Annotated in this window: 15 protein-coding genes; 5 read left to right on the plus strand and 10 right to left on the minus strand. The window is 62.4% G+C overall.

Annotated features, from left to right (window positions below; all coding sequences use genetic code 11):
* Window positions 1-29: 29 nt before the first annotated feature.
* On the plus strand, window positions 30-1,283 hold the full coding sequence (gene recF, locus ACPQ6D_RS09180; protein ID WP_423224014.1) for a DNA replication/repair protein RecF: 1,254 nt from the start codon (window positions 30-32) through the stop codon (window positions 1,281-1,283).
* 18 nt (window positions 1,284-1,301) lie between these two features.
* On the plus strand, window positions 1,302-2,684 hold the full coding sequence (locus ACPQ6D_RS09185) for an NAD(P)/FAD-dependent oxidoreductase (protein ID WP_423224015.1): 1,383 nt from the start codon (window positions 1,302-1,304) through the stop codon (window positions 2,682-2,684).
* Between the two features lie 18 nt (window positions 2,685-2,702).
* Here ACPQ6D_RS09185 and ACPQ6D_RS09190 read toward each other — a convergent pair whose 3' ends face one another.
* The 8 genes from ACPQ6D_RS09190 to ACPQ6D_RS09225 form a co-directional block, all read right to left on the minus strand.
* The gene (locus ACPQ6D_RS09190) at window positions 2,703-3,071 is read right to left on the minus strand and encodes a pepsin/retropepsin-like aspartic protease family protein (RefSeq protein ID WP_423224016.1); all 369 of its coding nucleotides are present in this window, start codon (window positions 3,069-3,071) and stop codon (window positions 2,703-2,705) included.
* A 116-nt stretch (window positions 3,072-3,187) separates the two neighbouring features.
* Window positions 3,188-3,856, minus strand: coding sequence for a hypothetical protein (locus ACPQ6D_RS09195; protein ID WP_423224017.1), 669 nt, complete (start codon window positions 3,854-3,856; stop codon window positions 3,188-3,190).
* A 176-nt stretch (window positions 3,857-4,032) separates the two neighbouring features.
* On the minus strand, window positions 4,033-4,941 hold the full coding sequence (speB, locus tag ACPQ6D_RS09200; RefSeq protein ID WP_423224018.1) for an agmatinase: 909 nt from the start codon (window positions 4,939-4,941) through the stop codon (window positions 4,033-4,035).
* Window positions 4,942-4,948: 7 nt separating this feature from the next.
* Window positions 4,949-6,055, minus strand: a complete 1,107-nt coding sequence (locus ACPQ6D_RS09205) for a homospermidine biosynthesis protein (protein ID WP_423224134.1) — start codon at window positions 6,053-6,055, stop codon at window positions 4,949-4,951.
* A gap of 227 nt (window positions 6,056-6,282) precedes the next feature.
* Window positions 6,283-7,287 carry a rod shape-determining protein gene (gene mreB, locus ACPQ6D_RS09210; RefSeq protein WP_423224019.1) on the minus strand — a complete coding sequence of 335 codons (1,005 nt, stop codon included), beginning with the start codon at window positions 7,285-7,287 and terminating at the stop codon, window positions 6,283-6,285.
* A 76-nt stretch (window positions 7,288-7,363) separates the two neighbouring features.
* Window positions 7,364-8,767, minus strand: a complete 1,404-nt coding sequence (locus tag ACPQ6D_RS09215) for an MFS transporter (RefSeq protein WP_423224020.1) — start codon at window positions 8,765-8,767, stop codon at window positions 7,364-7,366.
* Window positions 8,768-8,981: 214 nt separating this feature from the next.
* The gene (locus ACPQ6D_RS09220; protein WP_423224021.1) at window positions 8,982-9,632 is read right to left on the minus strand and encodes a deoxynucleoside kinase; all 651 of its coding nucleotides are present in this window, start codon (window positions 9,630-9,632) and stop codon (window positions 8,982-8,984) included.
* Between the two features lie 7 nt (window positions 9,633-9,639).
* Window positions 9,640-10,143, minus strand: coding sequence for an SdrD B-like domain-containing protein (locus ACPQ6D_RS09225; RefSeq protein ID WP_423224022.1), 504 nt, complete (start codon window positions 10,141-10,143; stop codon window positions 9,640-9,642).
* A 210-nt stretch (window positions 10,144-10,353) separates the two neighbouring features.
* On the opposite strand from ACPQ6D_RS09225, the gene ACPQ6D_RS09230 reads away from it, so the two are divergent.
* Entirely contained in the window at window positions 10,354-10,566 is a 213-nt protein-coding gene (locus ACPQ6D_RS09230; protein ID WP_423224023.1) for a hypothetical protein, read from the plus strand.
* Entirely contained in the window at window positions 10,563-11,546 is a 984-nt protein-coding gene (locus tag ACPQ6D_RS09235; protein WP_423224024.1) for a lysylphosphatidylglycerol synthase transmembrane domain-containing protein, read from the plus strand. Before ACPQ6D_RS09230 ends, ACPQ6D_RS09235 begins: the two co-directional genes overlap by 4 nt.
* A gap of 16 nt (window positions 11,547-11,562) precedes the next feature.
* On the opposite strand, the gene ACPQ6D_RS09240 is transcribed toward ACPQ6D_RS09235, so the two are convergent.
* Window positions 11,563-13,671: an AAA family ATPase gene (locus ACPQ6D_RS09240; RefSeq protein WP_423224025.1), complete on the minus strand. Its 2,109-nt coding sequence runs from the start codon at window positions 13,669-13,671 to the stop codon at window positions 11,563-11,565.
* Between the two features lie 416 nt (window positions 13,672-14,087).
* Here ACPQ6D_RS09240 and ACPQ6D_RS09245 point away from each other — a divergent pair, with 416 nt between their 5' ends.
* A complete protein-coding gene (locus ACPQ6D_RS09245) occupies window positions 14,088-15,278 on the plus strand; it encodes an alpha/beta hydrolase family protein (protein WP_423224026.1) in 1,191 nt (396 codons plus the stop codon).
* Between the two features lie 12 nt (window positions 15,279-15,290).
* Here ACPQ6D_RS09245 and ACPQ6D_RS09250 read toward each other — a convergent pair whose 3' ends face one another.
* Complete coding sequence (locus ACPQ6D_RS09250; RefSeq protein WP_423224027.1) at window positions 15,291-16,538, minus strand: cysteine--tRNA ligase; 1,248 nt, start codon at window positions 16,536-16,538, stop codon at window positions 15,291-15,293.
* Between the last annotated feature and the right edge of the window lie 3 nt (window positions 16,539-16,541).

A 16,541-nucleotide genomic window follows, 5' to 3' on the forward strand; every position in this document is an offset into this window, starting at 1 on the left:
CGTTCTATAATCTGGCCCTGGAGCATCGCGTGAATCTGACATCCCTGTCGTTGACCAATTTTCGCAATTATGCACGGTTGGAACTGGCGTTGAGCAGCGGCTTGACCCTGATCCAGGGCGCCAACGCGCAAGGCAAAACCAGCCTCTTGGAGGCAGTCTATTACCTGGCGACCAGTAAATCACCTCATGCCGGCGTGGAGCGCGAACTGGTCAACTGGTTAGCACGGGAAGATGCCAACCGCTTCCTGCGCGTGCAGGGCCACGTGCGCCACGCCGCGCCGGGCGTCATAGCCGAGCAGCTCGAAGTCATTCTCGCTCCCACCAACGGCTCCACAGCCAGCTATGGCAAGCGGGTGCGCATCAACGGCGTGGTGCAGCGCGCCCTGGACCTGGTGGGCCATCTGCGCGTGGTGCTTTTTCTGCCCGAAGACATCGAATTGGTCAGCGGCGCGCCCAGTGTGCGCCGGCGTTATCTCGACATTGCGCTGTGTCAGATCGAGCCAGACTACTGCCGCTCTCTCAGCACCTACAACCAGGTCATTCAGCAGCGTAACGCCCTGCTGCGCCAATTGCGCGACCGCGGCGGCCACGCGCAGCAATTGACCTTTTGGGATGACCAGTTGGTAAAGCTGGGCGCACATCTCATGCAACGTCGGCAGTGGTTCATCAGCGCGCTGGAATTGGCCGCACGCGAACGCCAGCGCGCGCTCACCGATGGCCGCGAGCGGCTCTACGTCGAATACCTGCCCAGTGTGGACCCTGCGCAGGATCCAGCGCAGGTAGCCAATCAACTGTCGTTGGCCTACGACGTGATTGCGGAAGGTCATAGTCCCTACGCGGCGCGCAGCGCGCGCGAGATTGCCGAGGCCTTCCAGGCGCAGTTGGCCGCGGTGCGCAGTCGCGAGATCGCCGCCGCCATGACGTTGCTCGGCCCGCATCGCGATGACATGCGTTTCCTGGTGTACGGGCGTGACTTGCGCACGTACGGTTCACGCGGGCAGCAGCGCACCGCTACCCTGGCCCTCAAGCTGGCCGAGGTTGAAGTCATGACGCAGACCACGGCCGAGTCGCCGGTGCTCCTGCTGGATGACGTGATGTCAGAATTGGACGAATCCCGGCGCGCCACGCTGCTGCAGGCGCTCGACGGCGTGACCCAGGCGCTGCTGACAACGACCGACTGGAACGATTTCAGCCCTGATTTTCGGCGGCGCGCAACCAGGCTGCACGTGACCGAAGGGCGCGTGGCAGAGGCGCCGCGCGATCAGACTACTGATCGGCCATAAGCCAGGAAAGGCGTGACGATGGCAAACCTACAGGCTGATGTGGTCATCTGCGGCGCAGGCATTGCCGGCATCGCCACCGCGTTCTACCTGGCGACGCGCTACGGCGTGCGCCGCGTTATCCTGGTGGATGAGCGCCCACCCCTATCGCTCACCAGCGACAAGTCCACCGAATGTTACCGCAATTGGTGGCCGGGGCCGGGCGACGCCATGGTCAGCTTGATGAACCACAGTATTGATCTGCTGGAGATGCTGGCGCGGGAGACGGCCAACGCCTTTCACCTCAACCGCCGCGGCTACATTTACGCCACGGCCGATCTGGCGCAGATCGAGCGCCTGGCGCAAGCCGCGGCCGAATCCGCCACTTTCGGGGCCGGGCCCGTACGCCTTCACGGCCCTGGCGGTGGCCGGTCCGCCTACCAACCAGCGCCCGCAGCCGGCTTCGAAGATCAGCCAAGCGGCGCGGATTTGATTACCGACCCGATGCTGCTGCAGGAACATTTCCCTTACCTGGCGCCCAACGTCGTGGCCGTACTCCATGCCCGACGCTGCGGCTGGTTTAGCGCGCAGCTCTTGGGCATGTTGATGCTGGAGCAGGCGCGGGCGTTGGGTGTACGCCTTCTCTCCGGTCACGTGGCCGCGGTCGAGCTGCGAGCTGGGCGGGTCAGCGGCGTGCATATCCAGCAGGCGCAAAGCGCAACGTTGATCGAGACCCCGGTGTTCGTCAATGCGGCCGGCCCGTTTTTGGACGGAGTGGCAAGACAGCTTGGCGTGACGTTGCCGATTCACCACGAGCGTCATCTGAAGATGGCCTTCCACGATCACCGGGGCGTGGTGCCTCGTCACGCGCCATTCCTGGTATGGGCCGATGCCCAGCGCCTGCCCTGGGACGATGAGGAGCGCGCCTGGCTGGCGGCGTCAGCGGAAACGCAGTGGATGCTGGACGAATTCACGCCTGGGGTGCACACCCGGCCCGATGGCCCGGCCGACAGCCCCATCCTGCTGATGCTGTGGGACTATCATGCGCGCCCGGTGGAGATGGTGCTGCCGGCGCCGCTCGACGCCGAATTCCCTGACCTGGTGCTGCGCGGGCTATCCACTATGCTGCCGGGGCTGCGCGCCTATTTTGGCCGCGCGCCCAAGCCCAGCCTGGACGGCGGCTATTACACCAAAACGCAGGAAAATCGCCCCCTGATCGGCCCCCTCGGCGCGCCGGGCGCCTACGTTATTGGCGCGCTGTCTGGCTACGGCGTCATGGCTGCGCCAGGCGCCGGCGACCTGCTCGCGCGGCAGATCAGCGGGCAGCCGCTGCCCAACCACGCGCGGTGGTTTTTGCCCAGTCGCTATGAAGACCCTGCCTACCAGTCTCTGCTCGCCAATTGGGGCGCCACCGGGCAGCTATAACACTCCTCGTGGACAGCATCAGTCATCGCCCAACGGGCCGAAGTAGAACAACGAAGTTTCTGGATCCACGGCAAAGCGTATGCGCTGCAACATTCCTTCGAGACCAACAAAAGAGGGTAGCGTCCAGATTTCGCCTGGATCGAGTTGGGGAATGAAGACAATAACGGTCAAACTGATGTCATCGCCTTCATCGGCAGCGATTTCTGCCGACATCAGGTAGGTTTGGCCCCGATACTCAATCCCGCGGATGAGCAAGCGAGTCTTCTCAAGTGGATCCGTGAGGGCGAGTTTCAAGGATTCGGCAAGGTCAGGATGGCAAATGACAAACGGAGTTCCCGTGTCTACGGCAGCCATAAGCGGTTGACCTTCAATCGTCAACCGCATCATGAGGCGTCCCGCCGTTGGTTCACCGATGTTGCCAACAAAGTACGGTGTGGCTCCAGTGGCAAATGCGCGTCCACTGTTGAAGTTGAGTAAACCGGGCATGAAAACCCCCCAGTTGTCTATTTCCACACGACATGGGCTACTGTGGCCGAACGAAGGTCGCCGATCTGAGCTTCGAGTTGCTGAATCGTGGGCGCCGCCGAAATGAGTTGACCATTCTTGACTGCAACCCACTGCCCGTAATGCTCAGCACTATGCTTGGCAAACCACTGCGTGTCAGCACGCACGGCTGGATCATGGGTACCGTGGCTTACTTGCGCAGACGCAGGATTCAAAGCCCGTGCGAATTTGTGCAAGCCAAGATGATCAGGATGAAGGGCAGCGCCGTTGCGCGCCAGGGTCTGCGCTAGATAGTGCAGTCCAGATTGAAAAGCCAAGCGAACCACGCGCTCTATGATCTCTGGCGCCTGCTGTAACCAATCTATCAGTGCATAAGCCTCGTGGAATGACTGTTCGTTGCCTGCATCAGACGCGAGCCGCAGACGCGCCAAGACATCGTCAATGGACGATTGCTTCAGTGGGATCGCTGCAATCGGCGCCACATCATGGCTCTCGGTCTGCAAGGGGCTGTCGCCTGTTAGCGCGCCCTGTGGCGTGAGCGCTTTCTTGCCATTGCGTCGTTTCGCGTTGTATATCGTCACATTTCGTTTGCGAACTGTTGCCAGACCCGCTGACTGACTCATCCTCTGCCTCCTTTCCCAACCAATGCCGTACGCCGGGATACGCACCGGACTGACTGGTCCTTTTTGGCGCCTATGACGGAAGTATCCTGTGGCCTACATAGCGTCTGAGGGTTACATCAGATTATACCGCAATCATGCCCCGCGCCGCGAATCGTCAGCCGGGCTACTACCTGGCCTGTAAGCGTCAAGAGACCCGACTTCTCCCAGAAGTCGGGTTTCTGTCATTGCCTTGCCTCCAAGGCTAACGCCATGGTCTTGTACACCAGTTTGGCGACAGTAAAATCGGCCGCATGATAGCCGGGAATAGGCGCCAGTTCCACGGCGTCGAAACCAACGATGTCGGCGTTCTGGGCCACGGTGCGGATCGCATCGAGGGTTTGCCACCAACTCAGACCGCCCGGCTCCGGCGTGCCAGTCGCCGGAATCAGCGCCGGATCGAGGCCGTCCACATCAATCGTCAGGAAAACTTTGTGGCCCTTCACCCGCTCCGCCAGTTCGTCCAGGTATTCAGGGCCGGCATGGACATCCTCGGCAAAGAACACACGCACCGTCTCCGGGTGCGCAGCGATGAAATCGATCTCTTCACGACAAACAGAGCGGATGCCGATCTGCACCAGCGACCCTAACCGATGAAAATGGCGGCCGGCGCAGGCATGGCTGTAAGCGGAATCTTCGTAGCTCGCGCGCAGGTCGCTGTGCGCATCAATCTGCACGGTCAGCAGCGGCGAGCTGTCCGCGCAATGGATTTGCGCCAGGCCGCGCGCCATCCCCACACTGACCGTATGCTCGCCGCCCAAACCCACGACGAACTTGCCCGCGCGGGCCTGTGCGGCCGCCGCTTCCTGGATGGCGTCTACCATGATGAGTGGGCCTTCCATGCTGGGCGCCAGCGCGGGCAGCGTGTGGACGCCCCAGCGCAGCGCCAGTTCGTCATCGAACTCGCGATCCAGCAGCTCGACTTGGGTGGAAGCCTGCAAAATCGCACGCGGCCCGTTGCGCGTGCCGCCGCTGTAACTGACCGTGGCTTCGTAGGGAATCGGCAGCACGACGACCCGGCTGCGCTCATAGCCGCTAAATTCTTCGGCCAGTCCCAGAAAGTTATCTGGCGGCAAGAAGGTGTATCCAGTCATATCTACCTCACACATCCCAGGATTCAGAATCATCCGGCTGATTCTGCCGGTAAGCCGCAGTCAGCGCCGCCAGTAAGCCCGGGCGCTGCTCGTACAGGCGCTTGTGCGGACGCGGCGCATGTTTCGCCAGGGCGTACGCGGTCAAGATGGGCAACGCCAGGGTGCTGTCGGTGTAACAGACGATGCTGTCAGGCAGTTGATCCGGATCCACCTTGCCCCAGGTGACAGCTTCTGAGGGCGTAGCGCCGCTGAGACCGCCGGTGTCAGGGCGCGCGTCCGTGATCTGCACGAAGTAATCATGGCCCTTTTCGTCAATGCCCATGATCTCCTGAATTTGCGGCTCCGTTTGCAGGATGAAATTCTTGGGGCTGCCGCCGCCGATGATCAGCACGGCGCTCTTGCCGCCGCTGGCCTTGGCGCCGTAGACGATGGCGGTCGTTTCGTTGACGTCAGCCTCCGGGTCGAAACCGAGTTGGCCGCCGGCCAGGCGCAGCGCGGCCACGTTCATGCCAATGGTGGAATCGCCTGGGCTGGAAGTGTAAACCGGCACGCCCGCGTCAAACGCCGCGCCCAGTACGGAGCGATGGGTCAGTCCCAGGCGCAGTTCACGCGCGCGCACGTACTTGCCCAGGCGATAGTGCAGTTCGGCCGTGCTCATGCGGCGCTGAAATTCAGGCGCGGCCAGCACGCGGCGCAAGAAGGCATCAGACTTGAGCAGCACCTCCTGATCGAAGACGATGTCGTAGATGCGGATGATTTTCTGCTCACGCAGTTCGACGTCATCCACAAAGGGCGAGGTCTGGAAAAGCTCAAAGCCGAGCGAGCGGTGCAGGTCATGATACAAATTGGCGCCAGTGCTGATGATCCAATCAATCATGCCCGCGTCAAGCAGCGGCACGAGCGCTGCATGTCCCAGTCCAGTCGGCGTCAGCGCTCCAGAAAGCGTGACGCCCACGGTGACATCAGGTTCGAGCATCTTGTTGACGAACAAGCGGCACGCTTCACGCAGGCGCGCCGCGTTGTAGGCCAGGAAATAATCATCCACCAGGTCCACCACGTTCAAGTTGGTCGAGATGGGCTGTGGGTCGAGCTTGCGACCGTACGTCATTGGTATTCCTCCTGTATACTCAAGCCTGCGAAAACGCCGAACCCGTGCGGCGCGGCCGATTTGTCGAGCGCGTCCTGGGCCATGCGCCAACCAGCGCCGCGCGCCAGATTGGCTGCAGGGCTGATACAAAATGGGGATGTCGAGCCTGATGGCCCCGCACATCCCCACTCGTTGGCAACTGCGTGATGATCCTCGGTCGCATGGCCCGCGTGCTGCGCGGCCACCAACGCAGCTCACATCTGCATCAGGCTGCGCTTCATGATGGCATAGTTTTCCAGCGCCTTACCCGCGCCGATAGCAACGCACGCGATAGGGTTTTCGGCGCAGTAGCATGGCACGCCGGTCTCTTTGGTCAACAGCTTGTCAATATTGCGCAGCAAGGCGCCGCCGCCGGTCAGAACCATGCCGCGGTCAATGATATCGGCGGCCAGTTCAGGCGGAGTCTTTTCCAGCGTCGCCTTCACCGTACCGACGATGGCCTGCATCGGCTCCGTGATGGCCTCCGTCACTTCCTCTGATGTAATTGTGATCGTCTTGGGAAGACCGGCCACCTGATCGCGTCCGCGCACTTCCATGGACATGAGTTCAGGCATCATCACCGCGCTGCCGATCTTGATCTTGATCTCTTCGGCGGTCTGGTCGCCAATCAGCAGATTGTACTTTTTGCGCACGTAGTTGACAATGGCATCGTCAATCCGATTGCCGCCGATGCGAATCGCGCTCCAAACGACAATGTCGTACATCGAGACAACAGCGGCTTCGGTGGTGCCGCCGCCAATGTCTACCACCATATTGCCAGTGGGCGTATCAATGGGCAGGCCGGCGCCGTACGCAGCCGCCAACGGCTCAGGAATCAGATACGCTTCGCGCGCCCCCGCTTCGATGGTGGCATCGTGCACCGCGCGACTCTCGACACTGGTCACGCCTTTCGGCGTCGAAATCATCACGCGCGGCTTGAAGAGCGGGTTGCGACCGCACGTGCGGCGGATAAAATAGCGCAGCATGGCTCCCGTGACCACATAGTCGGCGATCACGCCATCGCGCATGGGGCGCGCAACCTCGATGCTCTCCGGGGTGCGACCCAACATGTCGGCGGCTTCCTGGCCGACGGCCACAATTTTGCTGTCACGCGTGGCAATGGCCACGACCGATGGTTCCTGCAGAACGATGCCCCGGCCCTTCATGTAGACGAGCAGGTTTACCGTACCCAGGTCAATGCCCAATAGCTTTTCAAACATTCAGTGTTTCCTTCTCTTGCTCATTCGCAGAGATCAGTCAGGGCGATTATACGGGAAAGCAGACGGCGATGCAAGTTCATGGCATGTCTTCGGGCGCGGTCAGCGCCTGATCGGCGCGCGCTGCACGCTGGCGCCGACGTTTTTCCAGCAGGGTGACGATTCGCGCGTGCCGTTCACGTGAGATCGGATAGAATGAGACGAGCACAATGCCGGCAATGAAAAAAGCGGCCGGCAGGGGGCCGGTCAGCAGGCGAATCGCCCACAGCGCGCTGGCGGGCTGCTGCGCATCCACGACAGCGTTCGCCATGTAACCGGTGGCCGAAAGCGCCACCCCGGTGACGGCGATGGTCAGCGCGCCGACCAATTTCTGGATCAGGGTAATGACGCTGTAGTACGCAGCCTCTTGGCGCTGCGCGCGGCGCAGTTCGTCCCAGTCAATCACATCGGGCAGAATCGCCAGGGGGATGGCATGGGCCGCAGAAACGCCCACCCCGGCCAGCGCCGCCAGCACAAACACCCAATGGGTCTGTCCTGACGGGATGAAACTGAGCGTCAAGAGCACCACGGCCATGAAGGCCATACCCAGTTGATAGGCTCGCGGCTTGTCCAACTTGTGGGAAACCCATACCCACAACGGCAGCGCCAATACGCCTACGCCAAACAGGAGCAGGAAGATCATGTCACGCGCGCCGCCGGCCAGGCGGAAGTAGTCGCGAATCAGGAACACCAGGACAAATTGAATGAGATCAATCGGCATCCAGGTCAGCAGATAAACGCCGGCGGCAATTAGAAAAGCCTTGTTGCTGGCTGCCATGCGAAACGAATCCACCAGGCCGGGCGTGGGCAGGTCTTGAAACTCCGGGCGCTCGCGCACCGTGGCAAAAACCAGCCAAACAGGCAGCACGCTGGCCAGGCCCAGGATGGTCGCCATGGCGAGATACGCGCCGTGGCGCGTCACGGTGCCAGCGCCGGCGATGGCATCCACAATCGCCAGCGGCGCCACGGCGCCCAGCAGTCCAAAACCAATGGAAAAGGCCATGCGGTAGGAGTGCAATGACGTACGTTCGTCGTAGGCAGGCGCCAGTTCAGGCGTCAGCGCAATGTAGGGCACGTTAACCAGGGTGAAAAACGTGTCGAACAGGACATACATCGCGGTGTAGTAGATGAGCAGTGTGGTCTGGTTGTGCGTCGCGGGAATGAGCCACATCAAGATGAAGGTTAGGCCAAAGGGCAGCGCGCCGAACAGCAGGTAGGGACGACGGCGTCCCCAACGGCTGCGCGTACGATCGCTGAGCGTGCCAATCACCAGGTCGTTGATCGCGTCCCAGATGCGCCCCAGGCCGATGGAAACGCCAGCCAGCCGCGGATCAAGCCCAACGACGTTGACCAGGAAGTCCAGGTAGAGCAGCGCCAGAGCGGTCGAGGTCAGTGAGAAGCCGGAATCGCCGGCGCCATAGATGATTTTCTTCCAGGTAGGCATGCAAGATCCGTTTTTCCGGGCGCGCAAGGCCGCGGCCCAACGCTTCTACTTGACCGCAAAGAACGCACCGATGCGGCTGATAGCCGCGCATCGGCCGGTACTTTGCATACACCCATCGCGCCTGCGTTCCGCGTGGTCGAGCGTACGCACCGTTGGCTGCGGCTGGCCGCAGCCGGTCTGACAACCAGGTTCAGGAGGCCGCCTGAGCCAACGCTCAGAATACCAGCGTTTCTCGGCCGTGCAGCCGATCTTGCACCCGCTGCGCGACCAGCGAGAGGTGAGCCTCATGCTGCACGTAGTTGAGATGATCGGTCTCCACGACCAGGATGGGGCAGAGCGTGAAGCCGGCGATCCACTGTTCGTAAAGGTCGTTCAAGCGCGCAAGATAAGCGGGCGCCATGCCCTGCTCGTAGTCGCGGCCGCGCTGGGCAATGCGATCGAGCAGGGCCGGCGCCGAGGCCTTGAGGTAGACCACCAGGTTGGGCGGCTGCAAGAGCATGGTGAGCGTGCGAAACAAGTCGTAGTAGGTTTGCCAATCTCGCTCGCTCAGATGGCCCTGCAGATAGAGATTGCGGGCAAAAACTTCGGCGTCTTCATAGACGCTGCGATCCTGCACCACCGACTGCCCATGCTGCAAGAGGTCAAAATGCTGCTGCAAACGTCGCGCGAGGAAGAAGGTCTGCGAATGGAAGCTCCACCGCGGCATGTCCGCATAGAAATCGGCCAGGTATGGGTTTTCATCCACCGCTTCATAGACCGGTTCCCAGCCTAAGCGGGCGGTCAACAGCGCGGTGAGGGTGGATTTGCCAACGCCGATGTTGCCCGCGATGGCTACAAAGTATTTGGTGGTCAAGCCTTGCGGCATCGTCTGCCTACTCCTTGTCCCAGCCGAAGTTCAGCCCGCTGCGGTTGAAGCTGCTCAGGTGCACGGTGTAGCTGGCGATGAACCAGGAGCTACGCCCGATGGGCCGCGTCCACACGCCGGGCTTGGGGAAGGCGCTGTCGCTTTGACGTGAGTTGACCGAAACACAGTAGGTTCCAGCGGACAGTCCGCTGAAGCTGTAGCGCCCGCTGCTGTCGGTCGTCGTCGTGCTCAGCGTGCGGCTGATGCCGCAGCGGTCGCGCCCCAAGCGCACGGTCATGCCATCCAGGCGCTTTTCAGCCTCATCCGGGCTGCCGTTGCCCCGCCGCAGGCTGCTGCCGGCCGTGCAGTCCGATTCGCAATAGTCTTGCCAAACCACGCCGCTGATCGAGCGGCCGCCGGCCGCAGCATTGGCCGTGTCCGCTGCGGCGGCAGCCGTTAATCCACTGACCATCCCTAGCGATGCCAACAGCACCGCCATCACCATCAGACTGACGTAACGATTCGACTTCATTTGACACCTCCACGAGAAAATCAGCCCGATCAGAGAACCACCACACGTCGGGCGACGGGGATTGTACCACAGGAAGATTGAAGATTGAAGATTGAAGATTGCAGATGGTTGATTTTTGCTTTCTTGGCGTTTTCGCAGACAATGGCCAGAGCCCTGTGTTCTGCACTCTGCGCTTTACACTCTGTGCTTCCCACAAGGAGACATTCAGACATGACACTCACGTTGCCGCAGGATGATCGTCGTCAGGTTCTCCAAATGGCGTCGTACGACGCGTTGGCACAGCGCGCCTTCATGCAGGTCTCGCACCTGGTCGAACCGCCCAGCCACCTGTTCTCGCCGACGATGTTGGGTCGCGTGATAGGGCACGTGGCGCGCAACAGTCGGCACGCGGTCGAAACCGCGCCAGGCGGACGAACGGTATGACGTTGCGACGCAAATGGCCTGGTCGCGCCTCCGCGGGCCTGCGCTGGATCATCAGCGCCGCGGCTATGGCGCTGATCGTTCTGCTCTTCCCGCGGCTGGTGGATGTGCCCGCTGCGCTGCGCGCCGTGCAGCAGTCCGATTGGCGGCTTGACGTGTTGGCGTCGCTGGCGTTCGTTGCCGGCTTGCTTGCCTATGCCCAACGGTGGCGGCTGCTGCTGGCGGGCAAACCAGGCCTGGGCGAGACCTTTCAAGCAGCCAATGCAGGGCATGCGGCCAACATCCTGCTGCCTTTTCGTGCAGGCGAGGCGCTGCGCGTGGCGATGCTGGGTCGTGCGGCGGCCCTGCCGTTGGCCGAAATTACCGCCAGCGTGGTGGTGGAGCGCGGCATCGAACAGGCGATGCGCGTGTTGGCGCTGGCCGGCGCGCTCGTCACCGGGCTGCGCCTGGAGCTTGCGCCGGCGGCGCTCATCGGCGTCGGCGGCACGCTCTTGCTGTTGACGTGGTTCGCAGCCTGGGCGCTGGGCCACCAGGCCGACATATTGGCGCAAGGACCGCGCTTGCTTGCCCGCCTGCCGCGTCTCAGCGAAGCGCGCGCGCGGCAAGGGCTGGCCGCGGCGTTGGCCGGAATCAACGACGCCGCGGCGTCAGGCCAGATTCGGCGCGCGCTGGGATGGTCAGTCATCACCTGGAGCTGCTTCTGGGCGTTTCAGATGCTGACGCTGGCGGCGTTGAATGGCGCGGGTCTAGCGACTTCCTCGTGGGCGGCGCTCTGCTTGGGAGCGCTGTTCATCGCGCCGCCTTCCGCGGCAACGCAGCCGGGCATCTACCACGCCGCGCTCGTGGCGCCGCTGGCGCTGCTTGGCTTCGATCGCGCGGGCTTGACCGCGTGGGCGGTCATGCTGCACTTGCAGCAAATGCTGTGGATGATCGGGCTGGCGCTCGTGGGCAGTGGGCTGCAGGTCATCCGGCGGGCGATCTGACCATCGCTCGCACCGCTCAGCCTGTCAGGCCGCCAATCTCCCGCTGCCACAGCACATCAGTGACGCGCTCGATGGCGGTCTTGAGATGACGGCGGTACGTGCTAAAGGGCAGATCGAGCAGCTCAGCCGCCTGTTCCTGGGTGGGGGCCGGGTGCAAATAGGTGTGATACAACACACGGTAGAACTTCACATCGCGCGGCGTCTGCTGCAGCGTATCGGCCGCCTCTTTCAACAAGGTCTGCAGCACGCTAATCCGTTCGATTTGGTTGGCCTGTGGACTGGCTTGGTCGTTGACGACGCGCGAGCGCAGCAGGGGATTGGCCTGCAGCAGGTTGTGCCGCGTCAGATCGCGCAAGGCATCACGCACTGCATTGGCGAACTCGGCCTCGCTCAAGACCATCAACGGCGCCGCGGTGGGCGGCGGCGGGGTCACACTGGCATTTGCGATCTCACGTTCGCCCAACAACGCCAGCCAGGCCAATGGCGGCACGGTGCGCCAATTGTGCCCAAAAGCGCCGTAAACCTGGCTGCCGACATGAAAATCAAGCTCTGGCACGCGCAGCAAATCTGCGTAGGTGAGGACGCCCATCCAAAAATCGGGCTGCAAGCAAGGAAAGATCGTGTAGACGAGGCCGGGCGTGGTGAGATAGTGGCGTACGATGGTCACAAACAACAGGCTTTGCACGGGCGATACGGCCTGGTAGGTGTCGCGCGCCATCCAATAGCGGAAGAGCGTGGCTGATTCGCCTGTGCGCAGGGGCGCATGGCGCTGCACATACGCCCAGGCTTTACCCACGGCCGGGTCAACCTGGGCGTCTTCCGCGCTGATTTGATGCAAGGCGACCATCACGAGGAGGCCGGCCGGCAAATCGCCAGCGGCGGCGCCGTGCTCCCGCGCCACAAGGACCCCCTTAGGCTGGCGTTTGATCCAGTAGGCGGCCAACTGCGCCGACTCTGCTCCTTCGTGCTGTTTTACCAAGGCCAAGATGCCAGGTTCATCAGTGGGACGGAACGCATCCATCATCACATTGCCGCCTGAAGCCTGCCATTCAAAATAGGGGCGAACCGCCGGATTGTCTCGATGCAGGAAAATCAAGTCGAACAGATAGCGCTGCTGCTCTGGTCCCTGGGTGTGCTGCAGGCGGCTGAGATAATAGGTGCGAGCGCGCTTGTGCAGTTCCGCGTACCAGTCAGGATTACGCCAGCGTAGGTCCGCGGCCAGCGAGTCGCGCGCCAGGTCATGGGGAAAGACGCCCTGGGGTCCAGTTTCAACAAACGACAGGCTGCACAGCCAGTCGAACAGGTCATGGACATCGGGAATGCCCAGCATCTCGGCCAAGATCGCCTCAGTCATCAGGCGCACCATGGCGCATGCCTCCAAAGCTGCACGATGGGCCGGCCCGGGCACTTTACGCGCCAACTGCTCCACCAGCGTGCGGACGATGTCGAGCGCAGCCTCCGGTTGAAAGCTAATTTCCTGCCGCTGCGCAAACAGGTCGGCAATCAGCGAAAGCGCCAGCGGATGACCGTGCGTAAAGGTCACGATGCGTTCATGTTGTTCAGTCGGTACGTGCGCCTTGTTCAGATAGGACGCGCTCTCGTCCGGGCTGAGGTTGCGCAGGGACACAACCCTGACCAGACTGCGCCAACCGGGGTCCGCGTGCCAGGCAGGCGAGAGGGGCCGGCGACCAGCGATCACGGTCAAAATGCTGTCAGACCATTGGGGCAAGAAGGTATTACTCAGCCAGTGATCCAGAGGGGCAATCAACTCATAGGTATCCAGGAAGATCACCAGCCGATCCGTCCGCTCGGCCAGCGCCTGCGTGGCCGTGACGCCAGGGGGCAGTTGGAGCAAGAGATGAAGGGCCATCAAGAACGACTCAGGGGTTGGCTCCAGGTTGCGCGCATCGAGATACAACGTGGCAACCTGCGCTTCTTCTGACAACGCAGTCAAGGTGCGCATCAGCGTGGTTTTGCCAATTCCGCCCGGCCCAAAGACGTACAAGACATTAAACGGAAGTTCGTCAGCTTCCAGGGCAGCGCGAAACAGCGCCACTTCGGTGGCTCGTCCAACGAACTGGTTCTGCCGTGAAGCATTCAATCGTTGCGCTAAACGCCGCGACATCGGCAATGCCTCCCCATACTCAAAAGTTGACGCGCTGGTAAGGTTGAGGTCCATTCGAGGTTGTACGTGGGGGGCTACAGGGCTGCTATTGTAGCACGGTCGAAGCAAACATGATAATCAGGACGCACAAGACCGTCGGTCTGTAACGGCGGCATCTGTAAGAATTCTAGCAGCGCGGGGTAATCCAGGCCAGTATACTCATCTCAATCCTGCTGCTTTCATGTCATGTCGGGAAGAATCATGATCAAAACACTCACCTTCGATGGTTCGCGCATGCGCGAGGATGCAGCGCGCCCATTGACCGCTTGGCTCAAAGACCTCGCTGGGGCGTGCGCGCCGTGAAGCGTTGGCGCTTATGGGCTTGGCGGGCTGGCACAAGACAGATCGAGCGCCAGGCTCGGAGATCGGGCAGAGGCATGGCCTTGTTGGCGGCGCTGCTGGTCGTGCTGGGATGGCTGGCGGCCTGTCAGGGCGACAGCAGCACGGCCGCCGAGCAGCGCCAGGCTGCAGCCGTCGCGTCCACGGTGTCGGCAACGCCGGGGTCGGTCGCAACCGCTGCGCCGACCGCAACCGCCGTCATAACGGCCACGGCCGATCCTACGGCCACGGCCAGCCCCACGGCCACCGATACACGCGCCCCAACCCCCACGGACACGGCGACGCCCACCGCTGTGGCGCCGTTTCCAACCGCGACTAGCGCGGTGCAGGCGACGCCCACCGCGTCGTCGTCCGTTGCGCCCAACCAGGCAGCCGCGTGGACCATTGCCGCGATGGCCGCACGCACCTACGGCGGCGGAACGCTGACTGATCGCGGCAAACAAGGGACGGAGCGGGGTTTCACACGCAACTTGATCACTTATGCAAGCGATGGGCTGACCATCTATGGCTTCATGGACACGCCAACGGGGTCGGGGCCGTTTCCGGTGATCATCGTCCTTCATGGTTATGTCGAGCCGTCGCAATACGGCGTCCTGACCTACACCACGCGCTATGCCGATGCGCTGGCGCGCGCTGGGTACATCGTCATCCACCCCAACCTGCGCAACTTCCCGCCTTCGGACGAGGGAGCGGACGTGTTCCGCACGGGGATGACGGCTGACATCTTGAACCTGATCGCCATCGTGCAGACGCAGGGCGGCCAGCCCGGGCTGCTGGCCGCGGCCGATCCGCAGCATATCGGGCTGTGGGGGCACAGCCTGGGCGGCGGGCTGGCGCTGCGCGTCATCACCATCAGCCCGCTGGTCCAGGCGACGGTGCTGTACGCCGCGCTCAGCGGCGACGAGCAGCGCAATTTCGATTATGTCTACCGTGCCAGCGCCGGCCAGCGGGGCGCGGTTGAATACCACACGCCGCCGGAGATTGTGCGCGAGATTTCACCGCTCTTTCACCTCGATCGGGTGCAGGGCGCGATCAGCATCCACCACGGCGCGGACGATGCCGGTATTCCGCTGTTCATCGCCGCCGACTTATGCAACCGCTTGCAGAAGCTGGGCAAAACGGTGGAATGCTTCACCTACCCCGGCCAGGGCCACATCTTCACCGGCCGCAGCGATGATCTCCTGATTCAGCGCAGCCTTGACTTCTTTGCGACCTATCTGCGGCCGTAAGCAGCCGTCCGCTCATTCGGCCCAGCGCCAACTGCTGCTGTCGCGCGCATCTTCGATAATCACGTTATGCGCGTCCAGCGTGGCGCGCAGTTGATCGGCCAACGCCCACTGCTTATCGGTGCGCAGCTTCTGGCGTAACGCGACGAGGTCCGCGATCAACGGCGCCGCAGCAAAGCCGCGCTGACTGGCTTCTTCGAGCCAGATCGCCAGCAGGGCCAGCATTTCACGCACCATCAACTCGATTTCATTCGACACGGCTGCATGCAGGCCGGTTGGCGCTGCGGTCTGAATGGCTTCCAGCAGCGCGTGGATGTAGCCAACCGCGCTGGCTGGATTGCGATCCCCGTACAGCGCATGGCGAAACGTATGCGCCACCTCGCTCGCCTGGTTGTACAGCGCAGCCGATGGATCGGTGGGCGCCAGGCTGTCGGCGGCCGGCCGGCGGCCACTGCCCTGGTGGCGCAGTTCGTCGAAAGAGAATGTCTCGCCGCTGGCGAAGACCCGATCCGGCGCGCCATCCAGGGTGCGGATGGTGACCGCGCCCTGACCGAACACGCGGCAGCGTTGGGCGCCCGGCTCGATGATGCACGCGGTAAATTCATCAATGCCCAGGATCACGATCGTGCGCGGCAGCATCTGCTCCAGCTTGCGCAGACGCACTTCGCCCATGAAACAGCGCGAGGTGTCATGGGTCTCGCCGCTGCTGTTGTTCCAGTGCGGCACCACGGCCAGGTCAAGGCCGTAACGGCCCAACAGATCAAGCCCTTCGATCCAGTGCAGATCGAGGCCAACCTTGTAAATCTCGTAGACCGGCAGCGTCCACCGGCCCATGGCGGTGACGGCGGCGCTGGCAAAGACCAGGTGGCTGCCCGATGCCAGTTTGCCGGCCATGGTCTCGAAGACAGCCGTATGACGCCAGGCGCGCACCGCATAGGTGGGACTGCCCGGCCCGGCGAAGAGATAGTTCGCGCGCCGCAGCTTGCGCAGCACCCCTTCCATCTGGCCGGGCGTCGGATAGGTTGTCGTTGGGAAAGAGATCGTGTCCAGGGTCAGGCCAAAATGGGTCGCAAAGTATTCCACGGCGCGCAGCGAGATGCTGTCCACGTTCAACTCAAAGTTGGCCGGTGTGTCAATGAACACCGGCTGCACCGCGCCTTTGATGCCATCCATGATGAGGCGATGCACATGGACCATCGTCGTGGTCATTTCCCCCGACCCCATGAGGGTCAAGGTGCCGGCTGTTTCATTCAGGTGATGCATGGT

The organism is Candidatus Amarolinea aalborgensis (assembly GCF_900491745.1).
GTDB lineage: Bacteria > Chloroflexota > Anaerolineae > SSC4 > Amarolineaceae > Amarolinea > Amarolinea aalborgensis.